The organism is Beggiatoa leptomitoformis (genome assembly GCF_001305575.3).
In the GTDB taxonomy this organism is placed as follows: Bacteria; Pseudomonadota; Gammaproteobacteria; order Beggiatoales; family Beggiatoaceae; genus Beggiatoa; species Beggiatoa leptomitoformis.
Genome location: NZ_CP012373.2, coordinates 661,991 through 686,085 on the forward strand (window position 1 = coordinate 661,991; position 24,095 = coordinate 686,085).

The 24,095-nt window shown below is 39.9% G+C and carries 19 protein-coding genes; 11 read left to right on the forward strand and 8 right to left on the reverse strand.

Features of this window, described 5'->3' with window-relative positions:
- Nucleotides 1-137 precede the first annotated feature (137 nt).
- The 4 genes from AL038_RS02900 to glmM all read left to right on the forward strand — a co-directional run bounded on the left by AL038_RS02900 (nt 138) and on the right by glmM (nt 5,799).
- Entirely contained in the window at nt 138-2,312 is a 2,175-nt protein-coding gene (locus tag AL038_RS02900) for an arylsulfatase (protein WP_062148770.1), read from the forward strand.
- A 71-nt stretch (nt 2,313-2,383) separates the two neighbouring features.
- Complete coding sequence (locus AL038_RS02905) at nt 2,384-3,244, forward strand: sulfotransferase domain-containing protein (RefSeq protein WP_062148773.1); 861 nt, start codon at nt 2,384-2,386, stop codon at nt 3,242-3,244.
- Nucleotides 3,245-3,482: 238 nt separating this feature from the next.
- On the forward strand, nt 3,483-4,385 hold the full coding sequence (gene argB, locus AL038_RS02910; RefSeq protein WP_062148776.1) for an acetylglutamate kinase: 903 nt from the start codon (nt 3,483-3,485) through the stop codon (nt 4,383-4,385).
- Nucleotides 4,386-4,455: 70 nt separating this feature from the next.
- Nucleotides 4,456-5,799 carry a phosphoglucosamine mutase gene (gene glmM, locus AL038_RS02915; RefSeq protein ID WP_062148779.1) on the forward strand — a complete coding sequence of 448 codons (1,344 nt, stop codon included), beginning with the start codon at nt 4,456-4,458 and terminating at the stop codon, nt 5,797-5,799.
- Between the two features lie 82 nt (nt 5,800-5,881).
- On the opposite strand, the gene AL038_RS02920 is transcribed toward glmM, so the two are convergent.
- The 6 genes from AL038_RS02920 to recC all read right to left on the reverse strand — a co-directional run bounded on the left by AL038_RS02920 (nt 5,882) and on the right by recC (nt 15,753).
- Nucleotides 5,882-7,987, reverse strand: coding sequence for a protein-disulfide reductase DsbD family protein (locus AL038_RS02920; RefSeq protein WP_062148782.1), 2,106 nt, complete (start codon nt 7,985-7,987; stop codon nt 5,882-5,884).
- A gap of 141 nt (nt 7,988-8,128) precedes the next feature.
- A complete protein-coding gene (locus AL038_RS02925) occupies nt 8,129-9,178 on the reverse strand; it encodes an MBL fold metallo-hydrolase (protein ID WP_062148785.1) in 1,050 nt (349 codons plus the stop codon).
- 205 nt (nt 9,179-9,383) lie between these two features.
- Entirely contained in the window at nt 9,384-10,085 is a 702-nt protein-coding gene (zipA, locus tag AL038_RS02930; protein ID WP_062148787.1) for a cell division protein ZipA, read from the reverse strand.
- A gap of 287 nt (nt 10,086-10,372) precedes the next feature.
- Nucleotides 10,373-11,695: an FMN-binding glutamate synthase family protein gene (locus AL038_RS02935; protein WP_062148791.1), complete on the reverse strand. Its 1,323-nt coding sequence runs from the start codon at nt 11,693-11,695 to the stop codon at nt 10,373-10,375.
- A gap of 212 nt (nt 11,696-11,907) precedes the next feature.
- Complete coding sequence (locus tag AL038_RS02940; RefSeq protein ID WP_062148794.1) at nt 11,908-12,369, reverse strand: ankyrin repeat domain-containing protein; 462 nt, start codon at nt 12,367-12,369, stop codon at nt 11,908-11,910.
- A 57-nt stretch (nt 12,370-12,426) separates the two neighbouring features.
- On the reverse strand, nt 12,427-15,753 hold the full coding sequence (gene recC / locus AL038_RS02945; protein WP_062148797.1) for an exodeoxyribonuclease V subunit gamma: 3,327 nt from the start codon (nt 15,751-15,753) through the stop codon (nt 12,427-12,429).
- A gap of 186 nt (nt 15,754-15,939) precedes the next feature.
- Here recC and AL038_RS02950 point away from each other — a divergent pair, with 186 nt between their 5' ends.
- The gene (locus tag AL038_RS02950; protein WP_062148801.1) at nt 15,940-16,458 is read left to right on the forward strand and encodes a DUF7931 domain-containing protein; all 519 of its coding nucleotides are present in this window, start codon (nt 15,940-15,942) and stop codon (nt 16,456-16,458) included.
- Nucleotides 16,459-16,612: 154 nt separating this feature from the next.
- Entirely contained in the window at nt 16,613-17,152 is a 540-nt protein-coding gene (locus AL038_RS02955) for an NUDIX hydrolase (protein ID WP_062148804.1), read from the forward strand.
- Between the two features lie 314 nt (nt 17,153-17,466).
- Here the strand turns inward: AL038_RS02955 and moeA are convergent, their stop codons facing one another.
- The gene (moeA, locus tag AL038_RS02960; RefSeq protein ID WP_062148805.1) at nt 17,467-18,717 is read right to left on the reverse strand and encodes a molybdopterin molybdotransferase MoeA; all 1,251 of its coding nucleotides are present in this window, start codon (nt 18,715-18,717) and stop codon (nt 17,467-17,469) included.
- 18 nt (nt 18,718-18,735) lie between these two features.
- The gene (locus AL038_RS18415; RefSeq protein ID WP_083991406.1) at nt 18,736-18,891 is read right to left on the reverse strand and encodes a transposase; all 156 of its coding nucleotides are present in this window, start codon (nt 18,889-18,891) and stop codon (nt 18,736-18,738) included.
- Nucleotides 18,892-19,238: 347 nt separating this feature from the next.
- Here AL038_RS18415 and AL038_RS02970 point away from each other — a divergent pair, with 347 nt between their 5' ends.
- From AL038_RS02970 to AL038_RS02990, 5 genes are all read left to right on the forward strand, one after another.
- Nucleotides 19,239-19,748 (forward strand): hypothetical protein, encoded by a 510-nt coding sequence (locus AL038_RS02970; protein WP_062148807.1) that lies wholly within the window; start codon nt 19,239-19,241, stop codon nt 19,746-19,748.
- Between the two features lie 24 nt (nt 19,749-19,772).
- On the forward strand, nt 19,773-21,437 hold the full coding sequence (locus AL038_RS02975; RefSeq protein WP_062148809.1) for an SUMF1/EgtB/PvdO family nonheme iron enzyme: 1,665 nt from the start codon (nt 19,773-19,775) through the stop codon (nt 21,435-21,437).
- A gap of 362 nt (nt 21,438-21,799) precedes the next feature.
- Nucleotides 21,800-22,594 carry a hypothetical protein gene (locus tag AL038_RS02980; protein ID WP_062148811.1) on the forward strand — a complete coding sequence of 265 codons (795 nt, stop codon included), beginning with the start codon at nt 21,800-21,802 and terminating at the stop codon, nt 22,592-22,594.
- 90 nt (nt 22,595-22,684) lie between these two features.
- Entirely contained in the window at nt 22,685-23,512 is an 828-nt protein-coding gene (locus AL038_RS02985; protein ID WP_062148813.1) for an RNA polymerase sigma factor sigma-70 region 4 domain-containing protein, read from the forward strand.
- 25 nt (nt 23,513-23,537) lie between these two features.
- Nucleotides 23,538-24,086, forward strand: coding sequence for a hypothetical protein (locus tag AL038_RS02990; RefSeq protein ID WP_062148815.1), 549 nt, complete (start codon nt 23,538-23,540; stop codon nt 24,084-24,086).
- Nucleotides 24,087-24,095 lie beyond the last annotated feature (9 nt).

The window sequence follows — 24,095 nt, forward strand, 5'->3', positions numbered from 1 at the left end:
GTGGCTACATGCACTCACTACATAAAAGTTAGACACAGATAAACGTGTTTGACTAACCTCATATAAAACTTATGTGAAAAATAGTAAGTACATAAGTTTCACAACCCTTAAATAATCTTATTCAAGAACTAATCATAATGGGACGACTTTCTATTCATTTCAAGAAGGCAGTTATTGGTGCCTGCACGGTATCAACGCTGTTATGTGCTAATCCTTTACAACAAGCCATTGCAGATGTTTTACCACGGGCGAGTACAACGGGCAAACCCAACTTTATCACTATCGTGTTAGATGATATGGGGTTTTCTGATTTAGGTTCATTTGGTAGTGAAATTCCTACACCAAATTTAGACCAATTGGCAAATACAGGTATTATTCTCAATAATTTCTACGCAGCACCGACTTCCACACCATCAAGAGCCATGCTATTTACAGGGAAGGACTATCATCAATCTGGTGTGGGCAATATGCCAACATGGGTGCGTCCAGAACAACGTGATAGACAAGGGCACAATCTTGCAGGGTATGAGGGTTTATTACCTGAATATGTTCTGCCATTTACTGAAGTTTTACAAAATACTGGCTACCACAATATGATGGTCGGTAAGTGGGATTTAGGTGAAGAACCTGAATATTACCCCAGTAAGCGGGGCATAGACCAAACCTTTGTGTTGTTACCCGGTGGTGATACTTACTTTTTATCCGATGCCCAAGGCAAATTAGTTACCACATTTGACGCAAATTACTACGCGAATTTAGGCTTAGAAAGCCCCTATAATCAAAATGGGGTAGAATTTAAAGACTTTCCACCAAATGCCTATGCAACAACGTATTACACCGATAAAACGCTAGAAATTTTAGATAGTCGGGATAAAAGTAAACCGTTTTATCTCAATTTATCTTACATCACACCACATGACCCCTACCAAGCGCCCGCAGATGTGACTGCAAAATATCTGGCTTATTATGAACGTGGTTGGGATGTTATTCGTGAAGAACGCTTTACCCGTCAAAAACAACTGGGCTTTTGGACGGATAATTTACAACTTCCCGCCCGCCCTGAGAATGTTCCTGCATGGGATAGTTTAACTGACGAACAAAAACGCTATGAAACCAAGCGGATGGCGATTTATGCGGCAATGTTAGACATATTAGACCAAAACATCGGGCGCGTTGTACAACACCTGAAAGATATTGGTGAATATGACAATACAGTGATTTTCGTCCATTCAGATAATGGGGGGGCATTTTCCGCAGCAGGTGGTCCTGCCTATAAAGCCTATGTTGCGAAGAATTTCGACAATAGTTATGAAAATATAGGGAATATCAAGTCCCTAATTGGTTCAAGTCCCGGGTGGGGAATGGTGATGAACACGCCGTTAAATCAATATAAACGTGATACATTTGATGGTGGTGTACGGACTGCCGCCTTTGTACATTACCCTCAAAGCAAGATTTCAGGGGTAAAATACAGCGGTTTAACCTCTGTCATGGATATTTCTGCCACGATTTTGGACATGGCAGGTGCGCAATATCCGTATGTTTATAAAGACCGTCCCAATACACCTATGCAAGGCATATCCATGGCGGGTTTATTTTCTGGACAAGTCGTTAGTGACCCCGAACGTTGGTTAGCATGGGAATTAGACAGCGCGAAGGGTGTGCGGAAAGGCAATTGGAAACTCTCGCAAAAATGGATACCTGAGCAAAATCGTTGGGATGAAAACTGGTATTTATTTAACCTTACTATTGACCCCTTTGAACGTAATAACCTCTCCACCAAAGAGCCTGAAAAATTTGCTGAATTGTTAAAAGTCTATCGGCAATATGCTGAACAAAACAGTGTGATTGAAATCAGTGGCAAAATTATCAATGGGGATTTAGGCGGTCTTATTAACAGCACTATTTTAAGTGATGCCCGTGTTACGGGGGGAACAGCGGTTAATTACCTCTACTTTAACCAAAAAACTACCCCAAAAACCACCGATTTAGTTGAGGTTGAAGCCAGCATTCAACCTGCAAAAGAACATATCGGTTTACCTGCTAATATTTTCGTCCAAGTAACCTATACCCCACCTGAAGGAACACCCGTAAAACTGATGTTTAAACAAGATGGCTCAGCCACTTTATGGGATGATACCTCTATTTTACCTTTCTTTAGCGTCAGTGCTTTAACCAAACGGGTACCTGTACCCATTTATCAAGGGGTACTGTCTTTACCTGGTAAAGTTGATATTCTCTTAGGTTATCAATTGTCTGATGGAACAATGGTGAAGAGTGAAAAACCGATTACTATTACAGTAGGTAGTTAATTCCTCTTTAATATTTCTTATGCCAACAAACCGTATTAGCTTTTACCACTAATACGGTTTCCTCAATTACTATGCGAATTCTTGTCAACTCTCTCCCTAAAAGTGGTACTCATTTACTCACAAAAACGATACAACTACTTGGTTATCAAGAGTATGCACTACATAAAAGTTATAGTCTCACCTTGCGGGAATGGTTGGGCATTCGCATTCCAAAATTATTGGTTTATCGCCAAGCCAAAAATGCCACAAAAAAACCCGCAGATACCCAAGTACATATTGATATTGGTGTATTTACGCCGTATCCCGTCAATCAACCCACACTTTGTTATTGGTTAAAAAGCATTCCAAACCAACATTATATTCAAGGACATATTCCCTACCACCCTGCCTTATCGCCTTTATTAAAATCGGTTGGTTATAAACATGTTGCCATCATTCGTGATCCACGCGCGGTATTGGCTTCTTTTTTACCCTTTGTACTATCTGCGCGACAAACGGACATGGGCGCGCATTTTTTAGAGGATGATTTTCAACCGCTCTCCTTTACAGAACGATTAGAATTTATCTTACAAGGGGGACATGCACCACAGGCAAATGTAACGATTCTACCCTTTACGCAGGTTTTTCATTCTATTACTGCTTGGCAGACAGACCCCAATTGTTTATTGGTGCGTTTTGAAGATTTAGTGGGCGAGCAAGGGGGCGGGGAAGCCAGTCAACAGCAGGCAACTGTAGAACGCATTGCTCAGCATTTAGAAATACCATTGACTTCTGAAGTCCGACGTAATTTACATCGTATTTATGATGCAAATTCACGTACTTTTCGTATCGGTAAAATTGACAGTTGGCGCGAAACCATACCCGCTGAAAATTTACAACGGGTTATAGAATATTGTGAACCTTTATGTAAAACAATTGGATATGTCACCTAAGTTTGGGATAGCAAAAGTCGCTGTTTTTCAGCTTTTAAATTCTGAAAGTTCGGATAATTCCAAAAGTTATAATTCAAACACGCTTTAAAACGGATAACATTGCTTAAAACAGTGGTATTCGTATGACTTTTGTGAATGGCGGATTCGTCTTTACCCCACGTCATAACGCTACGCATCCCCTTATTATTCACGATAGAATAAGTCACATTTTTTCTCTCAACTTGGATTTAAACTATTTATGTCGCTTACCACTACAACTGCAAAATCTGTTGCCCATGTGTTGATTGAAGCATTACCGTATATCAACCGCTATCAAGATAAAACCTTAGTGGTGAAATATGGCGGTAATGCAATGGTGGATGAAACGTTAAAACAAAGTTTTGCGCGTGACATTGTGTTATTAAAACGGGTTGGGATGAATCCTATTGTTGTACATGGTGGTGGTCCACAAATTGGAGATTTATTAAAACGCTTGGGAAAACAAAGCGAATTCTTTCAAGGAATGCGGATTACTGATAATGAAACGATGGATGTCGTCCAAATGGTTTTGGGTGGATTAGTGAATAAAGACATCGTGACGCTTATCAATCGTCAAGGGGGAAAGGCGGTTGGTTTAACGGGTAAAGATGCAGAATTAATTCACGCACGCAAACTCACTTTTACGCGCACCAATCCTGAAATGAATGCCCCTGAAATCATTGATATTGGTCATGTGGGGGAAGTTGCCAGTTTTGACACCGGTATTTTAACCCATTTAATTCATGGCGATTTTATCCCTGTTATTGCACCTATTGGAGTCGGCGATGATGGTCAATCCTATAATATTAATGCCGATTTAGTAGCGGGTAAATTAGCCGAAGTATTAGGGGCTGAAAACCTGATGTTATTAACCAATACAGCGGGTGTGTTAGATAAGGCAGGTAACGTATTAACAGGATTAGATTCTGCAACCGTACAAGGCTTGATTGAAGATGGCACGATTTCTGGCGGTATGTTGCCTAAAGTCCGTTGTGCCTTAGAAGCCGTACATGCAGGTGTTAAGACTGCACATATTGTTGATGGACGAGTAGAACATGCTGTATTACTAGAAATTTTTACCAATGAAGGTGTAGGAACACTCATTCGTGGTAAGGCGCGTTAAAGTCACATCCGAAGCGTAGAGACACGGCGAAGAAATTCGCCGTTACATTATTTTGTCTAGGTTATTCATAATGAAACAAGAACGTAAATACTTTGGCACGGATGGTATTCGAGGAACCGTAGGAGAGTATCCAATCACCCCTGATTTTGTGTTAAAACTGGGTTGGGCAGTTGGGCGAGTGTTAGCAAATGGTAAAGGGCGTAATAAAATCATTATTGGTAAAGACACCCGAATTTCTGGCTATATGTTTGAATCTGCACTAGAAGCGGGGCTATCGGCAGCGGGTATGGATGTGGGTTTATTAGGACCGATGCCAACCCCCGGTATTGCTTATTTAACACGCACTTTTCATGCACAAGCGGGTATTGTTATCAGTGCTTCACATAATCCTTTTCAAGATAATGGGATAAAATTTTTTTCCAGTCGTGGTACAAAATTACCTGATGATGTTGAACTTGCCATAGAAGCTGAATTAGATAAACCCATGCGTATGGCAACGGCGGATAAGTTTGGTAAAGCAGAACGGATTAATGATGCTCGAGGACGTTATATTGAATTTTGTAAGCGTACAATTTTATATGATACGGATTTAAAAGGGGTTAAGTTAATTGTTGATTGCGCACATGGGGCAACTTATAACATTGCACCAGCGGTTTTTGAAGAGTTAGGGGCAAGTGTTACCAGCATTGGCGTGCAACCCAATGGTTTAAATATTAACGAGGGGGTTGGTGCAACCCAGCCTCAAAAATTGCGGGAAATGGTATTAGAACGCCAAGCAGATTTAGGCATCGCCTTAGATGGTGATGGCGACCGCGTGATTATGGTTGACCATCGTGGCGAAATTGTTGATGGTGATGAATTATTATTTATTATTGCTAATGCACGTCATCAGGCAGGACAGTTACAAGGTGCGGTTGTTGGCACATTGATGAGTAATTTTGGTTTAGAAAAGGCTTTATTAGACAAGGGCATTAATTTTCATCGGGCTGCGGTTGGTGACCGTTATGTCTTAGAACTGTTGCAACAAGTTGGCGGTTGTTTGGGTGGGGAATCATCAGGGCATGTGATTTGTTTAGACCGCACAACAACGGGCGATGGCATTATTACCGCGTTGCAAGTATTGGAAATCAGTCGGCAAACAGGGTTAAGCGTGCATGAATTAAAGCAGGGAATGCAGAAATTACCGCAACTGATGATTAATATCCCCATCCAAAATGGTCCAAAAATATTACAATTGCCTATTGTAAAACAAGCATTACAGTCAGCAGAACAACAGTTAGCCCAACAAGGACGGGTTCTATTGCGTCCTTCGGGAACAGAACCGTTAATTCGTGTTATGGTAGAAGGTGCAGATTTACAACAGGTTAAAACCGTTGTAGAAGATTTGGCTGATGTTATTCGCGCACAGGTATAAGTTGCTTGGTTGTCTGAATCAGAATTAGCAGGATTAAAAATCATTACAGTTAGGGTTCTGAAAATTCTGCTTCAGACAAACTTTACAGTGCATTGAGTACAATAGAAGGCGTAAGTAATTGAGGTAAAACAATTGGCTCAGCGGCATTTGCTGCGTAATACAAATAAAGCGGAACGCCACTGCGTTGAAACTGGTTTAATAAAGCCGTGATTTCTGGATTTTCATTTGTCCAATCACCCTTTAAATAATAAATGTTCTTATTAACAAAGGCTTGTTGTACCGCTTGTGTGTTTAAGGCAACTTGTTCATTAACCAAACAAGTAATGCACCAATCAGCGGTTAAATTAACAAAAACGGCTTTGCCTTCAGCCCGTAATTGTGCCAATTTTTCCGCGCTGTACGCCAATGAGGCGGTTGTTTCTGGCGCGTTATGATTGCCCATAACGGGGTTTAAAAACGCACTACTTAATAAACCTAATGCAATTCCCCCCGCTAATAGGCTCAAACAAGCATGTAAAATGCGCCAGTTGTGTTTTACGTATGGATTGTGTCCCCAAACCCAAAGCGCGAATGCAAGCAATACTAAGCCGATTAATACAATCGCCATACCGTTGACGCTGGTTTGTCGCCCTAAAATCCATAATAACCAGACAACCGTTAAATAGAGTGGAAACGCCATAAACTGTTTAAACGTGTCCATCCACGCGCCTGCACGGGGTAAAAATCGCGCCCATTGTGGTAAAAAAGTTAGTAATAAAAACGGTAACGCCATGCCTAAACCCAAGGCGGAAAAAATAGCCAGTGCTGTCGTTGGGGATTGTAACAGCGCGAAACCAACCGCCGTTCCCATAAAGGGTGCGGAACAGGGGCTAGCGACAACAACCGCTAAAACACCTGTAAAAAATGAGCCACGATAACCGCGTTGTGTTGCGAGGGAATCACCAATTCCCATTAAACGCGTGCCAAAAGTCACAACGCCCGATAAACTCAACGCCATCGCAAAAAATAGGTAGGCTAATATAGCTACAAAAAGTGGGGATTGTAATTGAAATCCCCAGCCAATATGCGCCCCACCAGCCCGTAACCCTAATAAAATCCCTGCAATCAGTAAAAACGCACTAATCACCCCGCTGGTGTAAATGATGCCGTGTAAGCGTTGTTTACGCACGGATAAATAATGCGATTCGGCAAGGCTTACCGCTTTTAAAGCGAGGATAGGAAAAACACAGGGCATTAAATTAAGAATTAATCCTCCCAACAAGGCAAATAAGAGAATTAATAGCAGTGTGGTTTGTTCACCATTGCTTGGTTTTGCGGTGTTGTATGTTTGTCCTGCACGTTGGGCTTGGGTAAATGTGAGCGGGAGCGTGACAGGTGCTGGTGTTGCTACGAGTTGATAACTTTGTGTTTTATCTGCTTGGGTAACGACTAAAACGCCTGAGAGTTGGGCAGGGGGAGTGTTAAAAAAAGGGTGTTGCGGAATGCGTAAAAATAAATTATCGGCTTCCTGCATAAGCATTTGTGGCGCGGCGTTTTGAATCAAATCTTTATCGTTGGGAAAAAAGGCGATAGTTTGTAGATTATTCAACATATCCGTTTGAATTTGTATGATAAGTGCATTATCAGCAAAATTAAAACGGGCTTGCCATTCGACGGGAATGGGTAACGCGGCGCGAGTATTAGCAAAAGCAGTTTGCCAGCGTGCATCGGGTGTGGGTGTTGCTGTGCTGATAGGTAAGCTTAGGGTTAAATTTGCATCACCCGGTACACAGATAGTTTCACAGACTAACCAACGGGCTTTGGCTTGAATTGCTAATGTGGTGGCGGTGTATTGTGCGGGAATGGTGACTTGTGCAAGTAGATAATTTTCCGCGCTGTATCCAAAATTCATCAGATGTGCAAAAGGAATACGTTGTGGATATGCCCATTGGAATTCACCCACTTGTACGCCATCAGGTACTTGCCATTTAACACTGGGCGGCATCCCTGAATCACCCGAATTGCGCCAATAAGTATGCCAATTAACATCAGGTTGCAAACGTAAAGCCAGCCAAAAACTATCGCCCGCTTTTCCTGAAGTGACTTCAGCAATCAGTTCAACTTCAATATGTTCCCCTCTGATAGGGGTAGCAAAACTATTTGGCGTAATAAATAGTAATAATAACAGTAGCAAATAGCGAATTTTCATGCGTTATATCCAAACAGGGTTAAGACTGTTTGCATTTTGCCATAGATGATGAGTAAACAATAATGGAAGATTGGGAAGGGAATTCGTGATTTTCCCCCTTTAAGAAAAAGGGGGCTTCAGCAGAAAGGTGTTTAGAGTGGCTTATTTTTTAGGCGGTGGATAGCTATGTGAATCCCCCGCTGAAAGGATGCCAAAAAACATTTTTTCAGGAATTATTGGGTAATTATCATAATGATATAATAAGCATTTTTTCTGAATTTCTGGGTCAAGATGTTTAATTAAATCAGAAATATGTGGATGCACACCAGAGGGAAATGCACTTGTTTCGCAATCCATATAAATACGGTCGGCTTTGCGATAGTGCATTTCTAATTGTGGGGGAATCATAAATTGAATATCTGTCGGCATCAATACGTTATAGCCGCTAGAATGTTGTAGGCTAATGCCATAACTGGGCATTTCTTCTGAGCTGGAAAAAACGTGCATCGCAAACACGGGTGTCATCACCCATGAGTCTTCCCCATCTTGAAAAGTATGGGTAGCTGTTCTGCCATCCTCTTGTTTGCCCACAAGATGAATATCAAAATAAGTCTCTAAATTTACATTCGGCACGCCCTGCACGGTATCTAAACCGGGCCCTACGGCTCGTCTTAATGGTTCAAGCACTTTTTTATGAATAAATAAATCGGGTTTTGCATTGGCTGGCGGATTTGCCCATAAAGTTTGTTCATGAAATAGCTTATCTGCGATAAACATCCCGCCTAGCCATGCTTTCTTTTGCTGGGTGTAGTTTGGATTAAATAAGGTTGTAAGCGCAATACATTCCATCCCGCCAATATGGTCATTGTGTGGGTGAGAAATATAAACACCGTCAATTTGATTAGAGCTAATATTTAAAGCTTTTAGCGCATGGCGAGCATCGCCACCCATATCAATTAATAAACGATAAGGTGCAGTACCACGTTTGCTTGGCATATCAAATTCTAATAGGAAGTTTGAGTGCCATTTAGGGTTGTAATAACATTTACTACGTTGTGTCAAGTGTGCGGTCAGCTCAGCATCTGACAGCGTTTGTAATGTACGAGTTCCTTTTAATTCTAAAATCAACTCTCGCACATCCTGAACGGATAAACCGTGTTCGTATTCTCCAGTTGAGAATGCCGCGTTCACACCAATGGCTGTAATTTTCATGAGTTAGTATTTATTTTAGGCTTAAACATAAATAACAAGAAATTGTTTTATAAGGAAAAATCACCACAAAGGAATGATTAACAACGCGCTCGCACAAACATAACATTACACTTTATTAATCATATCACTCAGGATTCATGAAAGGAAATAATAACTTTGCAACAAGGCGGTTGACTCAATATGGCAACTATTTTCAAATGGGTATTTAACGTTGTTCAAACTGATTAATTTTCTGGCGCAATTCATTAATAACCGACGCATCTACAGGTTGATGTCGGTCATTTTCAACAATACCACTTAAGGTATCGGCAATTCGTTGTGCTGTATTCATCATCAGTTCAAACGCGACACGTCCGCCAAAAGGGCCGGGCAATTGCATAAATAGCGCAAGTCCTTGACTATGAAAAGTATCAGCTTCTTCTGGATTAAAAACACCGGGTTCCATAATATTGGCAATGCTAAAAATAGGATGCTGTGTTTTTGACTCGCCTAAGCCATAGTGATGAAAAATCCGTTTTTTACCGTGTACCAGCCCTAAATCCTGCAACACTTCAAAAATATCAGTGCCTGAAAAACCGATTTCATGTTGCGCAATCACAAACAATACAATAATTAATTCTGATGGTTGTGTTGGTGTGGCGGAATCGGCTTCTGCCTGCTGTTCTGTTTCAAAGCCATCCTGAAATAATCCAGTAGCTTCATTATGCGTGGTTGTTGAATGCGGTGTGTTTATATCAGAATCATCAAATAAAGCCGATTCGGCGGATGCAAAAATGTTTTTTTCTGCATGATACCCTGATTTATTTTTATGGCGAAGGTATAAGAAAAGACCTATTAGTCCTGCCAAAAAAACAATGATGCCTACAATAATAAGCCAATTATTCATTAACATATCATAATTTATCATGATGTTTGTGGTTTACCTTTACGCGATGGCAAGCCCATATTGGGTCAAGGTCATTTAGTCAAAATTCTCTTATTTTACACATTTTGTTTTAGGTTTGACTAACTGCATAAAACTTGCCTAAGAATGAGGGTAATAGCCAAATTGGGGAATGAGGACAAACAATTATTTTTAATTGGGATAGATTAAAAGAGAGCTGTCAGAATTAACAAAGTGGTGTTTTCTGTTTCTACCGCTTTCTAATCCTAATCCATTAGTTAATAAATAATATTTTGATTTAGCAAAACGTATTAAAACGGGCTTACTCCCGGAATCCAATCTGTACCTGCAAGAGGAACTTTAGCCATTGCAGCGGCTTCTAGTGTCAACGCGACCATATCTTCAGGTTCTAAATTTAATACATGCGTCTTTCCACAAGCGCGTGCGAGGGTTTGCATGTCTAGCACCATGGTTGTGAGATAGTTTTGCAAGTGTTTTGCGCCACGTTGCGGGTCTAAGCGGGCTTCTAATTCAGGACGATGGGTTGTAATTCCAACAGGACAATGTCCTGTATGGCAATGATGACAATAGCCTGCTTCTGTTCCCATTGCCTGATAATCTTCTAAATATACAGGTTTATTGCAACCTAGGGCGATTAACGCACTTGTTCCAATCGACACCGCATCTGCACCTAAGGCAATCGCTTTAGCGACATCAGCACCGTTACGAATACCGCCAGAAATAATTAATTGTACTTTACGGTGCATATCCAACGCTTGCAATGTTTCAACGGCTTGGCGTACAGCGGGTAGTGTTGGAATACCAACGTTTTCTAAAAAAACCTGTTGTGTTGCCCCCGTCCCTGCCTGCATTCCGTCTAACACAATCACATCTGCACCCGCTTTAACCGCTAAAGCAACATCATATTTCACCCGTGTTGCACCAATTTTGATATAAATTGGCTTTTCCCAATCGGTGATTTCGCGCAATTCTAAAATCTTAATTTCTAAATCATCAGACCCTGTCCAATCAGGATGTCGACATGCACTATGCTGATCAATACCAACGGGTAAATCCCGCATGGTTGCGACACGCTCTGTATTTTTCTGTCCTAATAAAATGCCACCCCCACCGGGTTTAGAACCTTGGTCGACAACGATTTCAATCGCATCAGCACGCCGTAAATCATCAGGATTAATCCCATAACGCGAGGGCGAAATTTGATAAATCAGCGTTGTTGAGGCGGCGCGTTCTTCTGCAATCATCCCACCTTCGCCCGTTGTTGTACTTGTTCCCATTGCGCTAGCGGCTAATCCTATGGCTTGTTTTGCATTTGCGCCTAACGCGCCAAAGCTCATGCTTGCAAGGGTGATAGGAATGGCTAACTGAATCGGTTTTGTCGCATGACGTGTACCTAATGTGATGTGAGTATCACAACGTTCTCTATAGGCCTCTAACGGATAACGGGACATAGAGGCCCCCAAAAAAACCAAGTCATCAAAAGAGGGTAATGGACGTTTTGCCCCTAATCCTCGAATGCTATAAGTGCCTTGTTCAGCGGCACGATGAATATCCGCCAAAATGGTTTGAGAAAAAGTAGCCGATTCGCGTAAATAACGGGGATTAACAGCCATAAGCCTCATCTCTTTGGTGAAAAATAGTTATTTTAGTGGGTGATAAAAACAATCATGAAGCGTGCCGATAGATAGCGCGCCAAAAGATTGTCTGAATCAACATGCGTTATCAAACCAGCAGACTTATTTGTTAAGCCTGAACATTCTGATTCAGACAGACTTTAAACGGATAATATCGCTTGATGCGGTAGTATCCGTATTTTACAGGCATTTTATCCCTTATTTACAGCAAATAAGGGTTTTAACAACCGTAAAATTTCCACATTGCCTACAAAATCTAACGCAGTAGAATCATCTTGGTTTTTTAAGCGATAATCCGCACCGTGTGCCAACAAAGATTTAACAACGTCTGTTTTGCTGGCGGATGAGGCATACATCAAACAGCTCACCCCTGTTGCATTTTGGTTATTAATCTCAACGCCCGCTTTGACTAAGGCATCTATCATGGAAATATTGTTGCGAAAACAGGCAAACCATAAGGCATTATTCCCATCATTATTTTTATGGTTTAAATCAATGGCATTTAACGCTAATAAATCATAAGCAACGGCAGATTCATCACGCATAATTGCTTTTGCTAAAGCATTATTGCCATGTTCGTCCACTGTCGTCCAATCATTTGCGTCATACGCATTTTGTGCGAGCCATTCAAGGGTTGTTGTTTGTAAAACCATCGTCAAAAATCCTCATTAATAATAGATAAAACAATAAAATAGCTGTACTAAATCATCTTAAGCTTTTGTCATTATTTGCATTAAAGGGAGATAAATTCGTTTAGCAACATCAGCAAATGCGCTGTCTAATGGATTGTGTTGTTTACCCCGAAAACACAATTGATAATAGTCGTCTTCTTTTTCCCCTTGTGGTTGATTATCTTTAGAATAATCACTGCCTTTCCATTTCCCATGAGCCGCTTTAAACCCCTCACTTTCGTTAAAAGGCTCTACTTTTCTTCCTTTTTCTACAAAAGAAAACGCGCTTTCAGGAAAGAAATGTAAGGGGTTTTGTAAACCTTGATAATACAGCTCTGCCAATTCTTCTAGTAAAATAAAGGCATTACTCAATGGTGCATAATGATAAATATCTGTTTTACCCAATAAATGGCTACTTTTTGGTGTTTTCTTATCTGCTAGCGTATTTAAACAAAGATGTGCAATCCAAATGCGCAAATGGTCTTTTGCCTTCAACGTTGCATAACGATAATGAATTAAATGTTGACTCCATAAATGGTCAATATTGCCTGTAATCCGTAATCGTCCTACTTTTAAATCGATAAAAACAGGTGCTATTCGTTGATTTTTCTCCGTAAAGCCTTTCACTTTATGCGCAAAATTGTTAATTTCATCAGTTAATTGCTGATAAACACAATCGCCTATTTCACCATGTGGCAACTGTCCACCCGCTTTTGCGATAGGAAAATAATCCTCTAAGGCTTGCCCTGCTAAGGTGCGCTCTATCAACGATTGATTAAAGCTATATCCCTCTAAACCTGTTAGCTGAAACGGTTCAACTTCGGCTAATCCACCAATCCCTGTTTCTAAATAGATACCTAAGCGTTTTCGTAATAAAAACTTCGTTGGATGGATAAAAAACTCAACAAAATCACGCAGGCTAATATCCAATAATTCATCAGGCGGAGATGGCAACCATTGCTTAATAAATGCCATTGGTTCTTGATGTGCTTGTTGCAATACATGGCTTGCGTCGCAATAGGCTTGTGCATAGCTGAATAAAAAAGGATTTTCCGTAGAAAAATAGCGCGGACTAAATCCTTGTAAGGGATGATGAATAACTAATTGTTGTGATAAAACAGGTTCTATGACGGGTGGAATAAAGGCTTTATCTAAATAATCCAATAATTCACTGACTAAGACCGACGGCGGCATTTCTGTATTATCGTAGGCACTTTTTCCAATATAACTGACGTAAAAACAGCTTCTTGCTGATAGCAAGGCTTCTAAAAATAAATAACGGTCATTACCACGTCGAGAACGGTCGCCTCGTTGAGGATTTTTTACCAGTAAATCAAAACTTAATGGTTTGTCCAAGCGTGGAAAATCTTTATCATTCATTCCTAATAAACACACAACTTTAAAAGGAATACTACGCATCGGTAGCATGGCGCAAAAAGTGACTTGCCCTGTTAAAAAATGCGTGGCTTGTGGCTCAACATTCAGTAAATTATGTAAAAATGCAAAAACAACTTCAAAGCTAATTACTTGATTAAACTCTGCTAATTGTGTGCTATCGCGCAGTTTTTCTAAACTATTACGGATAGCTTGTGCTTCAGCTTCATTATCATCATTTGTTTGCAGAAAAGTATCTAAGACATTATTTAAAAAAACTACCCAATCGTCTGCTAGCCGAGCTTGTTTTAAACCGTCAATAGCCGTAAATAATTTTTCACTAAAATCAAGTAGTTTTCCTAAAATTAAAGCGTCACTGCCTTCAACTTCATCATACGGTAAGATACCTGCAAATAGGCATTCTTGTGCATCAAGTGTTGCCATCGGCAATTTGGGTAGCGCATAGCCTAATAATAAACGGTCTAACCCTGCGCGCCATGTATTTTCTGCTAAATCAGGTAGTTCTAAAGAAGCACGGTTATAGCCATCAATTCCCCAACGAATCCCTGTTTTTTCAATCCAGTTGCGTATGCGTTCTACATCATTTTCTTCTAGGCTAAAACGTGCTTGTATCGTAGGCGTTTCTAATAACCGTAGTACATCGCTACTGCTAAAACGGCTATGCTGTAATTCAAGAATTGCTAAAAAGCTGTCAACTAAAGCACTTTCGCCGCGTAGCTGTCTATCTGCCAAACTATAAGGGATATACCGCTCTGTAGGCGCGGTGGCAAAAACAGCTTGAATATAGGGCGTATAGGCTTCAATATCGGGCATCATGACGAGAATATCACGTGCCTGTAACGTATTATCTGCTTCAAATAGGGCTAACAGTCGGTCATGTAAAATTTCTACTTCTCGCATTAAACTATGGCAAGCGTGAATTTGTAGTGAACTATCTAATTTTTCTAGGGTAATTTTTTGGTGTGTGATTTGTTGAATTTCGCCCCTATCAACTAAATTTAAAATATCTGATTGTAAATAAGCTAATAATGTTGGGCATGGGTTATTTTCTACAGGGTCAATAAATTTATCATAATTTTCATAGTAATAATCATTTAAAGAATCAATAAACTCTCGTCCAAGTCGTCCCCAAGAAGCCAGTAAACTATTGCCTTTTTCTAAATATAGACTTTCGGGTGCAACTACTTTTCCACGAAATAACACGGTTTTTCTGGCAATTTCTGTATCAGAAACAATATGCCCCCAATATTCTCGACAAGGGTTTAATAAAAAAATATGCACCTCTAAAAACGCCCCGAGTTGGACTAATACATCCAGAAAAAAAGGCGGAAGGGCAGCAATTCCAAAAATAGCAAGGCGTTTAGGCAAGCGGGTACTGAGTTGTGAATTAAGCTGTTGAAAAAAACTGGCGCGTACAGCAGCACGGTGTTGTTTACCATGTTTAGCGATTAAAGCCCGCCATAGTATGGCTTGCCACGGTTCTGTGGGGTCGTTTTTTGTCCAATGTGGCGATAATTTGCCATTTTCCCAGTCGGCAATCATGAGCGGACGAAAAACAACGTATTGGTCAAACGTATCTGCAATTCGATTGGCGAGTTGATAGGCTTTTAAACTATGGATTTCCCCTTGTAAATAGTGGTTTAATTCGCTGAATTCTGGTTTAGTGAGTAAATCGGGCAAAATAGTTAATAATGTCCATGTCATAACCCCACGTTCAAATTTGGAGACATCAGGCAATTCACGAATCGCACGGCGAAAAATACGCCATAACATTTTGTCAGGAAAGGGGAAATCTGCATTAGCCCATACGCCTGTCTGTTCGGCTAGTTGCATTGATAACCAGCGTTCCATTCCTTTACTTTGTACTATAATTGTTTCTTTTTCTAGGGGATTTTCTAGCGGCGTTTGTAGTAGATGAACTAATTCGTCCCGAAGGCATTCAAGTTGGTTGCTGGTGTAAATGTGGAGCATAAGTGCGGTTTAGTTCTCGTAAAATTAATGAATTGTGTTATTTAGGTGCGTAAAACAGGTGATGTTGCGCAATGGTTTTGGGGTTTGTATGTCTAAATTATTGAGACAATAATAGATTGCCTTGTTTTTTAATTCAATCTGTTATATTTAAAAGAAACGATGCTGACTATTGGGGGTGCTTGCATAATGGATATGAAACAGTTGACCACGTGTGTGCTGGGTGAAACAAGTGAAAGTTTTGTTTGTGTTAATGAGGAGGAGAATGCACAGGCGACGGTTGCGATGATTCAGCAAACAGAGCGGCAGTTGGATATTTTCACCCGTTATTTTGACCCCGCCATTTATGATACAGATGCCTGTTTTGATGCCTTTGAACGGTTAGCTTTAAAAAGTCGTCATACCCGAATTCGTATTTTAATTCAGGATACAGCAAAGATTCTTCAAACAGAACACCGTGTATTTGCATTGGGTAAGCAATTAGCAAGTTATGTACAGTTCCGCAAGCCAGAGGGTAAGTATTTAACATTAACAGAAAATTTTTTAATTGCGGACGAGGTGGGAATTATTCATCGTCCTCATGCAGATAGTCATAAAAGTATTGTTAATTTTAATGATGCTAACACGATTCATCGTTTGCTTCCCTTATTTAATCTCATTTGGGAAGAGGCTACTATTGACCCTAATATGCGGCGTTTGGTTTTGTAAGTGTTTGCGGGGAATTTTCAGCCAGAACTTTAAATGAGTGTGTTACGGTGTAAAAACAGTTACCTAACATACATTACGCTGGCTGAATCCTCATGTAGATAAGATGTGATAGGGATATATTTTTAAGCATGACCACTTTTTTGTAGGTGAGAGAATGAAATATTGCAGTCAATGTGGTGCAACGGTTGAATGGAAAATTCCTGACGGTGATAACTTTCCGCGTTTTGTGTGTAATCAGTGTAAAACTATCCATTATCAGAATCCAAAAATCGTGACAGGTTGCGTCGTTGAACACGAAAATAAAATTTTATTGTGCAAACGCGCAATAGAACCCCGTTATGGATTATGGACGTTACCCGCAGGTTTTATGGAGAATAAAGAAGCCGTTGAACAAGCCGCTATTCGAGAAACATGGGAAGAAGCACATGCGAAGGTGACACCACCAACGTTGTATGCAGTCTTTAGTTTGTCCCACATTAGTCAGGTTTATATTATGTTTCGGGCGCATTTAGCCGAACCCAGTTTTTCCGCAGGGGTGGAGAGTTTAGAGGTGCGTTTGTTTGATGAAACAGAAATTCCTTGGGATGTTTTAGCATTTCCAATTGTGCGTCAGACTTTACTGCGTTATTTCCAAGAGCGAAAAACGGGTAATTTTTCTGTGCATGTTGAGGATATTGCACCGATAACCAGTTGATGTTAATCGCTTATAATCATCATTATGCAAGATTGTCTGAATCAGCATTTTCGGTGTTATCAACGCCGTTATTTTTATCCATTCAAGGTTATAAATTCTGATTTAGACAATCATAGTACGGAAGCACCCCTTCAGGCGGCGTTATCCCTTTTTAAAACGTGTCTGAATCAAAATTCTTAGCATTCCCAGAAGTTACAAACAAGAAATAATATTTTTTAAACATAATAGATTCTTTGCAAGAAGAATGCGGATAACACAACGTTTCTCTTAACCGATTTTTACAAACGGCTTAGTGATTGTTTTAATCGTTTATGTTAGCCGAGCAGCTCAACAACCACGTTACTACCCACAGGTACTTCTGTACATTCCATAGGAAGAACAATCAAACAATTCGCCTGACTCATGGAACTGAGAATATTTGAGTTTTGTTTGCCTGTAGAACGCACTTGCAACCGCCCTTGTGCGTCATATTCTAAAATTCCCCGTTGAAATTCTGCGCGCCCTGCTAATTTTTTTAAGTGCGTGATACAAGGAACGGTGAGACGCAAACGCAATGGGGGAGATGTTCCCATCAATTGCCATAACGCAGGTTGAATAAACTCATAAAATCCCACCATCACGGAGACAGGATTACCCGGTAATCCAAAAAATACCGCCTGCTGAATTTTGCCAAAAGTTAAGGGGCGACCCGGTTTCATGGCAACCTTCCAGAAATTAATTTTTCCAATCCGTTGTAAGGTTTCAACAATAAAATCAGCCTCGCCAACGGATACCCCGCCCGATGTAATAATAACGTCGCTTTGTTGCACCGCGTGTAAAAAGGCTTGTTCAATAGCTTCAGGCGTGTCGCGGATAATTCCTAAATCAATAATATTTAACCCTAACTTCGTTAATAAACTATATAAGGTGTAGCGGTTACTATCATAAATTTGCCCTGTTTGTAATGGCTCGCCTAATGCGCATAACTCATCACCTGTAGAAAAAAAACAAACTCGTAAACGGCGAATAACCTGCACCTCAGGCACGCCCAGCGAGGCAAGTAAACCAATGTCTGCCGCTGTTAATAATCGCCCTTTATTGAATATACGCTGTCCGATTTTTACATCTTCGCCGACATGACAGACAAACTGTCCTGCACGATTTTCGCCCGTATAAAGTTGAATATAATCATTATCTACATTGACATGCTCCTGCATAATCACCGTATCAGTGCCTTCAGGCAACACGCCACCCGTGAAAATACGAACACATTGTCCAGCCTGTACCGCTTGTGTAAACGGGTGTCCCGCAAAAGCATGACCAATAACCTGTAAACGAGAAACACCAACAACAGGCAAATCTGTGCCACGCACAGCATAACCATCCATTGCCGAATTGGGGTAAGCGGGAACATTGATAGGCGAGTAAATGGCATCGGCTAAAACTCGACCTAGTGCATTACGAATGGGTATTTGTTCAATTCCCTGAATGGGTTGTAATGTCTGTTGAATGCGGATTAAGGCTTCATCAACGGTAATCGCCTCAGTATCGTAATCATCTAAACAAGTAGGTGGTTTTAAGCTCATTATACGAAAACTCGTTGATTATGTAGGATTTAAATCAGGAGAATAAGGCGGTAACTTTAAGAGATATTCAGCCGCTAAAATAGCCTGCTGAATATCGCTACGTTTATGGAAAGTGGCGTTATCCATCATAATAATAAAAATAATTAGTTTATTAGCTTGTTTATAAAGTGTTATTTTGTCTTGGAAGGTTTGCCGTGCTTTGGGATGTTACAGTGTTTTTTTAATCCCAAGACGTTTTAATGCGCTATGAATCCTACTTTCGCTTATCTCAAAACGGGTTGCTTGTTCATTTTTTGTTGTATGGAGTCATACACTTTGCAATTGCTAAGTTTTGTAAGCATTGTTATTTTATCGCCTTTGGTGGGTAAAATAGACGGGAAACTGTCTCTTATTTTCTTATTCTCGACGCTTAATAGTATTGTCTTTTTTATGACACGCAAGCGAAAAATTAATTTTTCTGATTCATCTGCGTTTAACTAAGATGAATACTGATTTTAAACATTTTCATAAAAGGAAAAAATATGAGTAATGATAGTGTATTAATCCTTATGCAGAAAAAATTAACCGCGTTAGAACATGCTTATGTTTTAGAAACCGACCCCGCTCGTAAATTTAGCCTAAAACATCAGATAGAAGAATTAAAAAACCAGATAGCAGACAGACAAACCCCAAGCAATAATCACTCGGTTAATGTGCAAAATTCACATGTTGGTCTTATCACTACAGGTGATAACACGACTGTGCATTATCACAATGCCACCATAACCCCAACAACTCAATCCCAACCCGCTAAAAATCCTAGTAGTTTACGGAAAATGCTATATGACCAGCTTTATCAATTTTTTAGCGAGGAGGAAATACAGAAGATTCGTTTTTCTCTACAGATTGATTTAGACAGACGCTATGAATCAAAATCGACTTTAATTATGGCGTTAATTGAATATTGCGAACGGCATCAACGGATTGATGAGTTAAAAGATGAGATGGTTCGAGAAAGGTCATCTTTGAAAGACAAATTCTTGTCGGCTTAATGAGTTAATGGCAGAGAGGTAGCAATGAAATCACGTGATTTATGGCGTTTATTCAGTATTTGTGGGCTTTTATTGTATGCGTCGTTAGCATCTGCGGGATTACGATTTGCGTTAATTATCGGTAACAGTGCTTATCCGCCTAAGCAGTTAGGCATTAATGATTTAGGGACATTAAATAATCCACGAAATGATGCTACAGATATGGCGGCGTTGTTACAGCAGTTTGGTTTTATATTGGTTGATGATAAAGGACAAAATCGCCCTTTAATTGATGCGAATAAGCAACAGATGGATGGTGCAATTGATAAATTTATCGCTGTCTTGCAGAAAAATCCTGATGCAGAGGCATGGTTTTATTACTCGGGGCATGGTATTTATCTAAAAGATGTTAATCGTCCTTCAGAAAGTGCTAATTATTTATTACCAATAGGGAATAAATATCAAGCGAGTAATCCTGCTTTTATTAAATACAATGCAGTTAACGCACATTTATTGAAAGAACGGTTAGAAAATACCCCTTTAAAAAATCGCCTAATAATTTTGGATACTTGTCGAGACAGATTGGAGTTATCAGGCAATAAAGGTTATTCAGGCGGGGAAGAGTTTCGTCCGATGACACCTAATTTAGGGTTATTGGTGGTTTATGCGACGTTACATAGTTATTCTTCTTTCGAAAATGAGAAAGAGCGGAATAGTCGATTTACCGAATTTTTATTATCTTCATTAAAAAGAAATAGTAATCAGGATATTTATAAAATAATTGGCGAGACTATTAGTGGTGTTTTAAGTTCAAATTCAACATTACCCAGTGAGAAACGGCAAGTGCCGAGTGTTGAGGGAATATTAAATGGTTCATTTTGTTTAGGGGAGTGTTTTCCTGTTCCTATACCTGCCACTCCTGCACCTGTGATACCTGAGCGATTACCAAAAACAATCACAAACAGTCTAGGGATGGAATTAGTGCTGATACCCGCAGGGAGCTTTATGATGGGTTCTAATGAAGGGAAGGCTGATGAATATCCCATGCATGAAGTAAAGATAGACAAGCCGTTTTATATGGGGAAATATGAAGTAACGGTAGGAGAATTTAGAGCATTTATAGCAGAGAAAGGATATAAGACAGAAAATGATTGTTACAGTTGGATGAAGAGTTATTTGGAACAGGAAGGAGAATACAATTGGAAACAAGTGGGATTTAAGCAAGAAGAAAATCACCCTGTGGTATGTGTAAGCTGGAATGATGCGGTGGCTTATACCAAGTGGTTAAGTCAAAAAACGAAGAAGGTTTATAGATTACCAACGGAGGCGGAATGGGAATATGTAGCGAGAGGAGAGGGTTCGGGTAAGTGGCATTTTGGGAATGATGAAAGTCAACTTACATACTATGCGTGGTATGAAGATAATTCGGGTAAACAAACCCATGGAGTAGGGCAAAAACGCCCGAATGAATATGGACTATATGATATGTTGGGGAATGTATGGGAATGGACATGCTCGGATTATGGCGAGTATGAAGATAAAAATAAGTTAGAGTTAGCTTGCTCAAAAAATAAAAATGAAAACAAATCACTGCGTGGTGGTTCGTGGTATTTCAACTCTACTTTCACCCATTATGCTAACCGTTTTTATTACACACCTTTAGATAGGAACAACGATTTAGGTTTTCGTGTTGTTCGTCTATTCCCCTAAGATTCCTTACGTTTTACGCTTTTAGTTTTTTACCCTTTAATTTTTTCAAGATAGTTCCCTCACAAGGGGAGAACGCGATATTTTTCGTTTTTTGCCAAATAAACACACATCAACTACAAATTATTAGCATTTTTTCGCCTAATAATTTGGCAATTTTCACCAACTCCCCGCCAATATAAAAATAAGAAGGTAGCTCAGTTCATAGAGACCTAACAGGTCTTTAAAACGGGTTAGATTCTTACCTCTAAAAAACATTTTAACGACATTGGCAAATTTCAGATAACACGGTGCCAATAAATAAAATGAAGGGGTAGGAAACCTTCTTAAATCCATTCTCTCAATTTTGGCTCGGAGATACTATCATGAAACTCTTACAAACAACTGCCGTTCTGCTGTTTTTGCTTATCATTGGCTACATCAGTGCGAATGAATATGCACCCGCTGTGACCGCAGAACTACGTACTTACGTTAAAAATACTGCTACCGAGTGGTCAGATGAAGCTAAACGTAGCGACCCTGTTGGCTATTTACGTTTCTCACAAGAGAAATTAGAACAACAGAAAGTACAATTGCAAACCGTTGTTAAAGAAATGCGTGCCGCAGTGCAACCCCTCGCGGAATACATTCAACAAACACGTGAAGAACTCGCAAAAACCGCTGCATTGTTAAATGAAGGCAAAACCATTTATCAACAAGCAACCATCGTCGGTCCTTCTGAAGTTGTGAGCGGTATCAAGTTCTATGGTCGCACTTATCCCGATGTCAATTCTTTCAAAACACAACTAGAAGTGTTGATGCAAGAAAAAATGGGCAAGGAGTCTGTGCTCGCTAAAGCAGATACAACTCACAAACAATTAACAGAACGTCTTATTTCAACCCGTTTGCAAATTCATCAAGTTGAAATGGCTATCAACCAAATCGCGCCACAAATCGCCATTGTTCAAGCGGCAACTGCGGGCAATGAATTAAGCAAGCTGATTGGCGAAGCTGAGAAAGTTACTAACATCGCTTTAGATGGCTTTCAAGAACCTGCTGACAGTTACAACTTAATCAGAACGACTAAAGAACTGGTCGAGGATGCAGGACAACACAGCACGATTGGGGCAGTTGGAAGTGTAAGCATTGAGCTTGAAAACTTTTTACAATCAGGTAAATAAATAGTTTACTTACCCTGAAGGATGACTTTCCCCTTTTAAAACTGAAAGGGGAAAGTTACAACTATACCACTGACCAGCAAAGGAAAAACTATGAATCCTTTTGAATCATCTCAACTAAGAAAGCTGTGCATCACGATACATGGGGAGGAGCTGATTGAGCGTTTAATATGCCTGCAAGCAGATTGTGAACAGTCAGTAGTTAGCGAAACGCTACAAAAATGGTTAACAGAGTGCATTTTTCCGCAACTGACACAAAAAGAAAACCCTATCAGCTTTTTTACCCAAGAGTTTTTAACAAAAAGTTTTAGCCGTCGCTTGTATCACGCTTTACCCACTTTACGCATTAAATGGCAATGGCAAGATGAGTTTGTTAAAAATCAGTGCCTTGCTATTTTAGGTCAATGTTTTTCGCAATATGCTTATGATGTGAGAAACGAAGGACAAACGCAGAATGAACGGCGTGAGCTTGTAGAAAAAGCCGTCAAACGACTTGAAAGAGAACGCGACAATTTTCAACGCTTAAAGAAAGACCCTGCAAAGCTCGCCAGTGAGTTATTTAAAGAATTAGGTGAACGGTATAGCGAACAGTTGTTAGAAGAAACCATTTGGGCTATGCAACCACATATTGATATTAATGAGGATATTGCCAGTGAAGCATTTTTATTACAGCAATATGCACCAGACATATACAACAGTTTTGTCGACTGGGATAGCTTTCAAACTTGTTTGGAATGCACTCAATGTCCCGAACCTTTAACAGATGATGAACGTATTGCAGTAGAAATTGAATTGAAGAAAGAGATTGAAAACAAGACAGAACAAGAGTTATGCGCAGAGTATAACATTAGTCGTGAGACACGCCGTTTACGTTTTAAACGTGCTCAAGCAAAACTAATTGATTGTTTTAGCTCTTTATAACATCTACGAATGACGGATATTTAAAATGAAACCGAATGCAGAACAGCTAAAAAAACTTTTACAAACTTTCTTAGCAACTCAAACCGACATAACGGATACATCACGTTTTACGGATGAACAGTTAATTGCTGTTATTACAGGTAAAAAACAGTTTACTAAGGAAGAACAGAAAGTATTATTTACTTCACCAGCAACCCGTTATCGTTTGATACAACTGCAACAGTTACAGCGTTTAAAAGCCTATATGGAATGGGAGCAGTATCAAGTACAACCCGCGTTAATTGTTACAAAAGCGGCAACAACAGCACTTGTTAAAAGAGAAGACATAGAAACGAACACACATACCTTGTCTTTAATTCCACACGATATAGCGGGAACAAGTTGGTCAATTGTGTTAGAACTAAAATCTGACTGTTTGAAAAGAACATACGGCGTTAAATTAGTCGACCAACACGGTGATATTTGGCTTAAAGGATATCCTGATAACAATGGCATTATTGAGACATTCTGGCAACGGCAAGAATCACCTTTAGCGTTATTAAAGGAAGTTGAATTAAAGTTAGAACCACTTTAAAACAAAAGG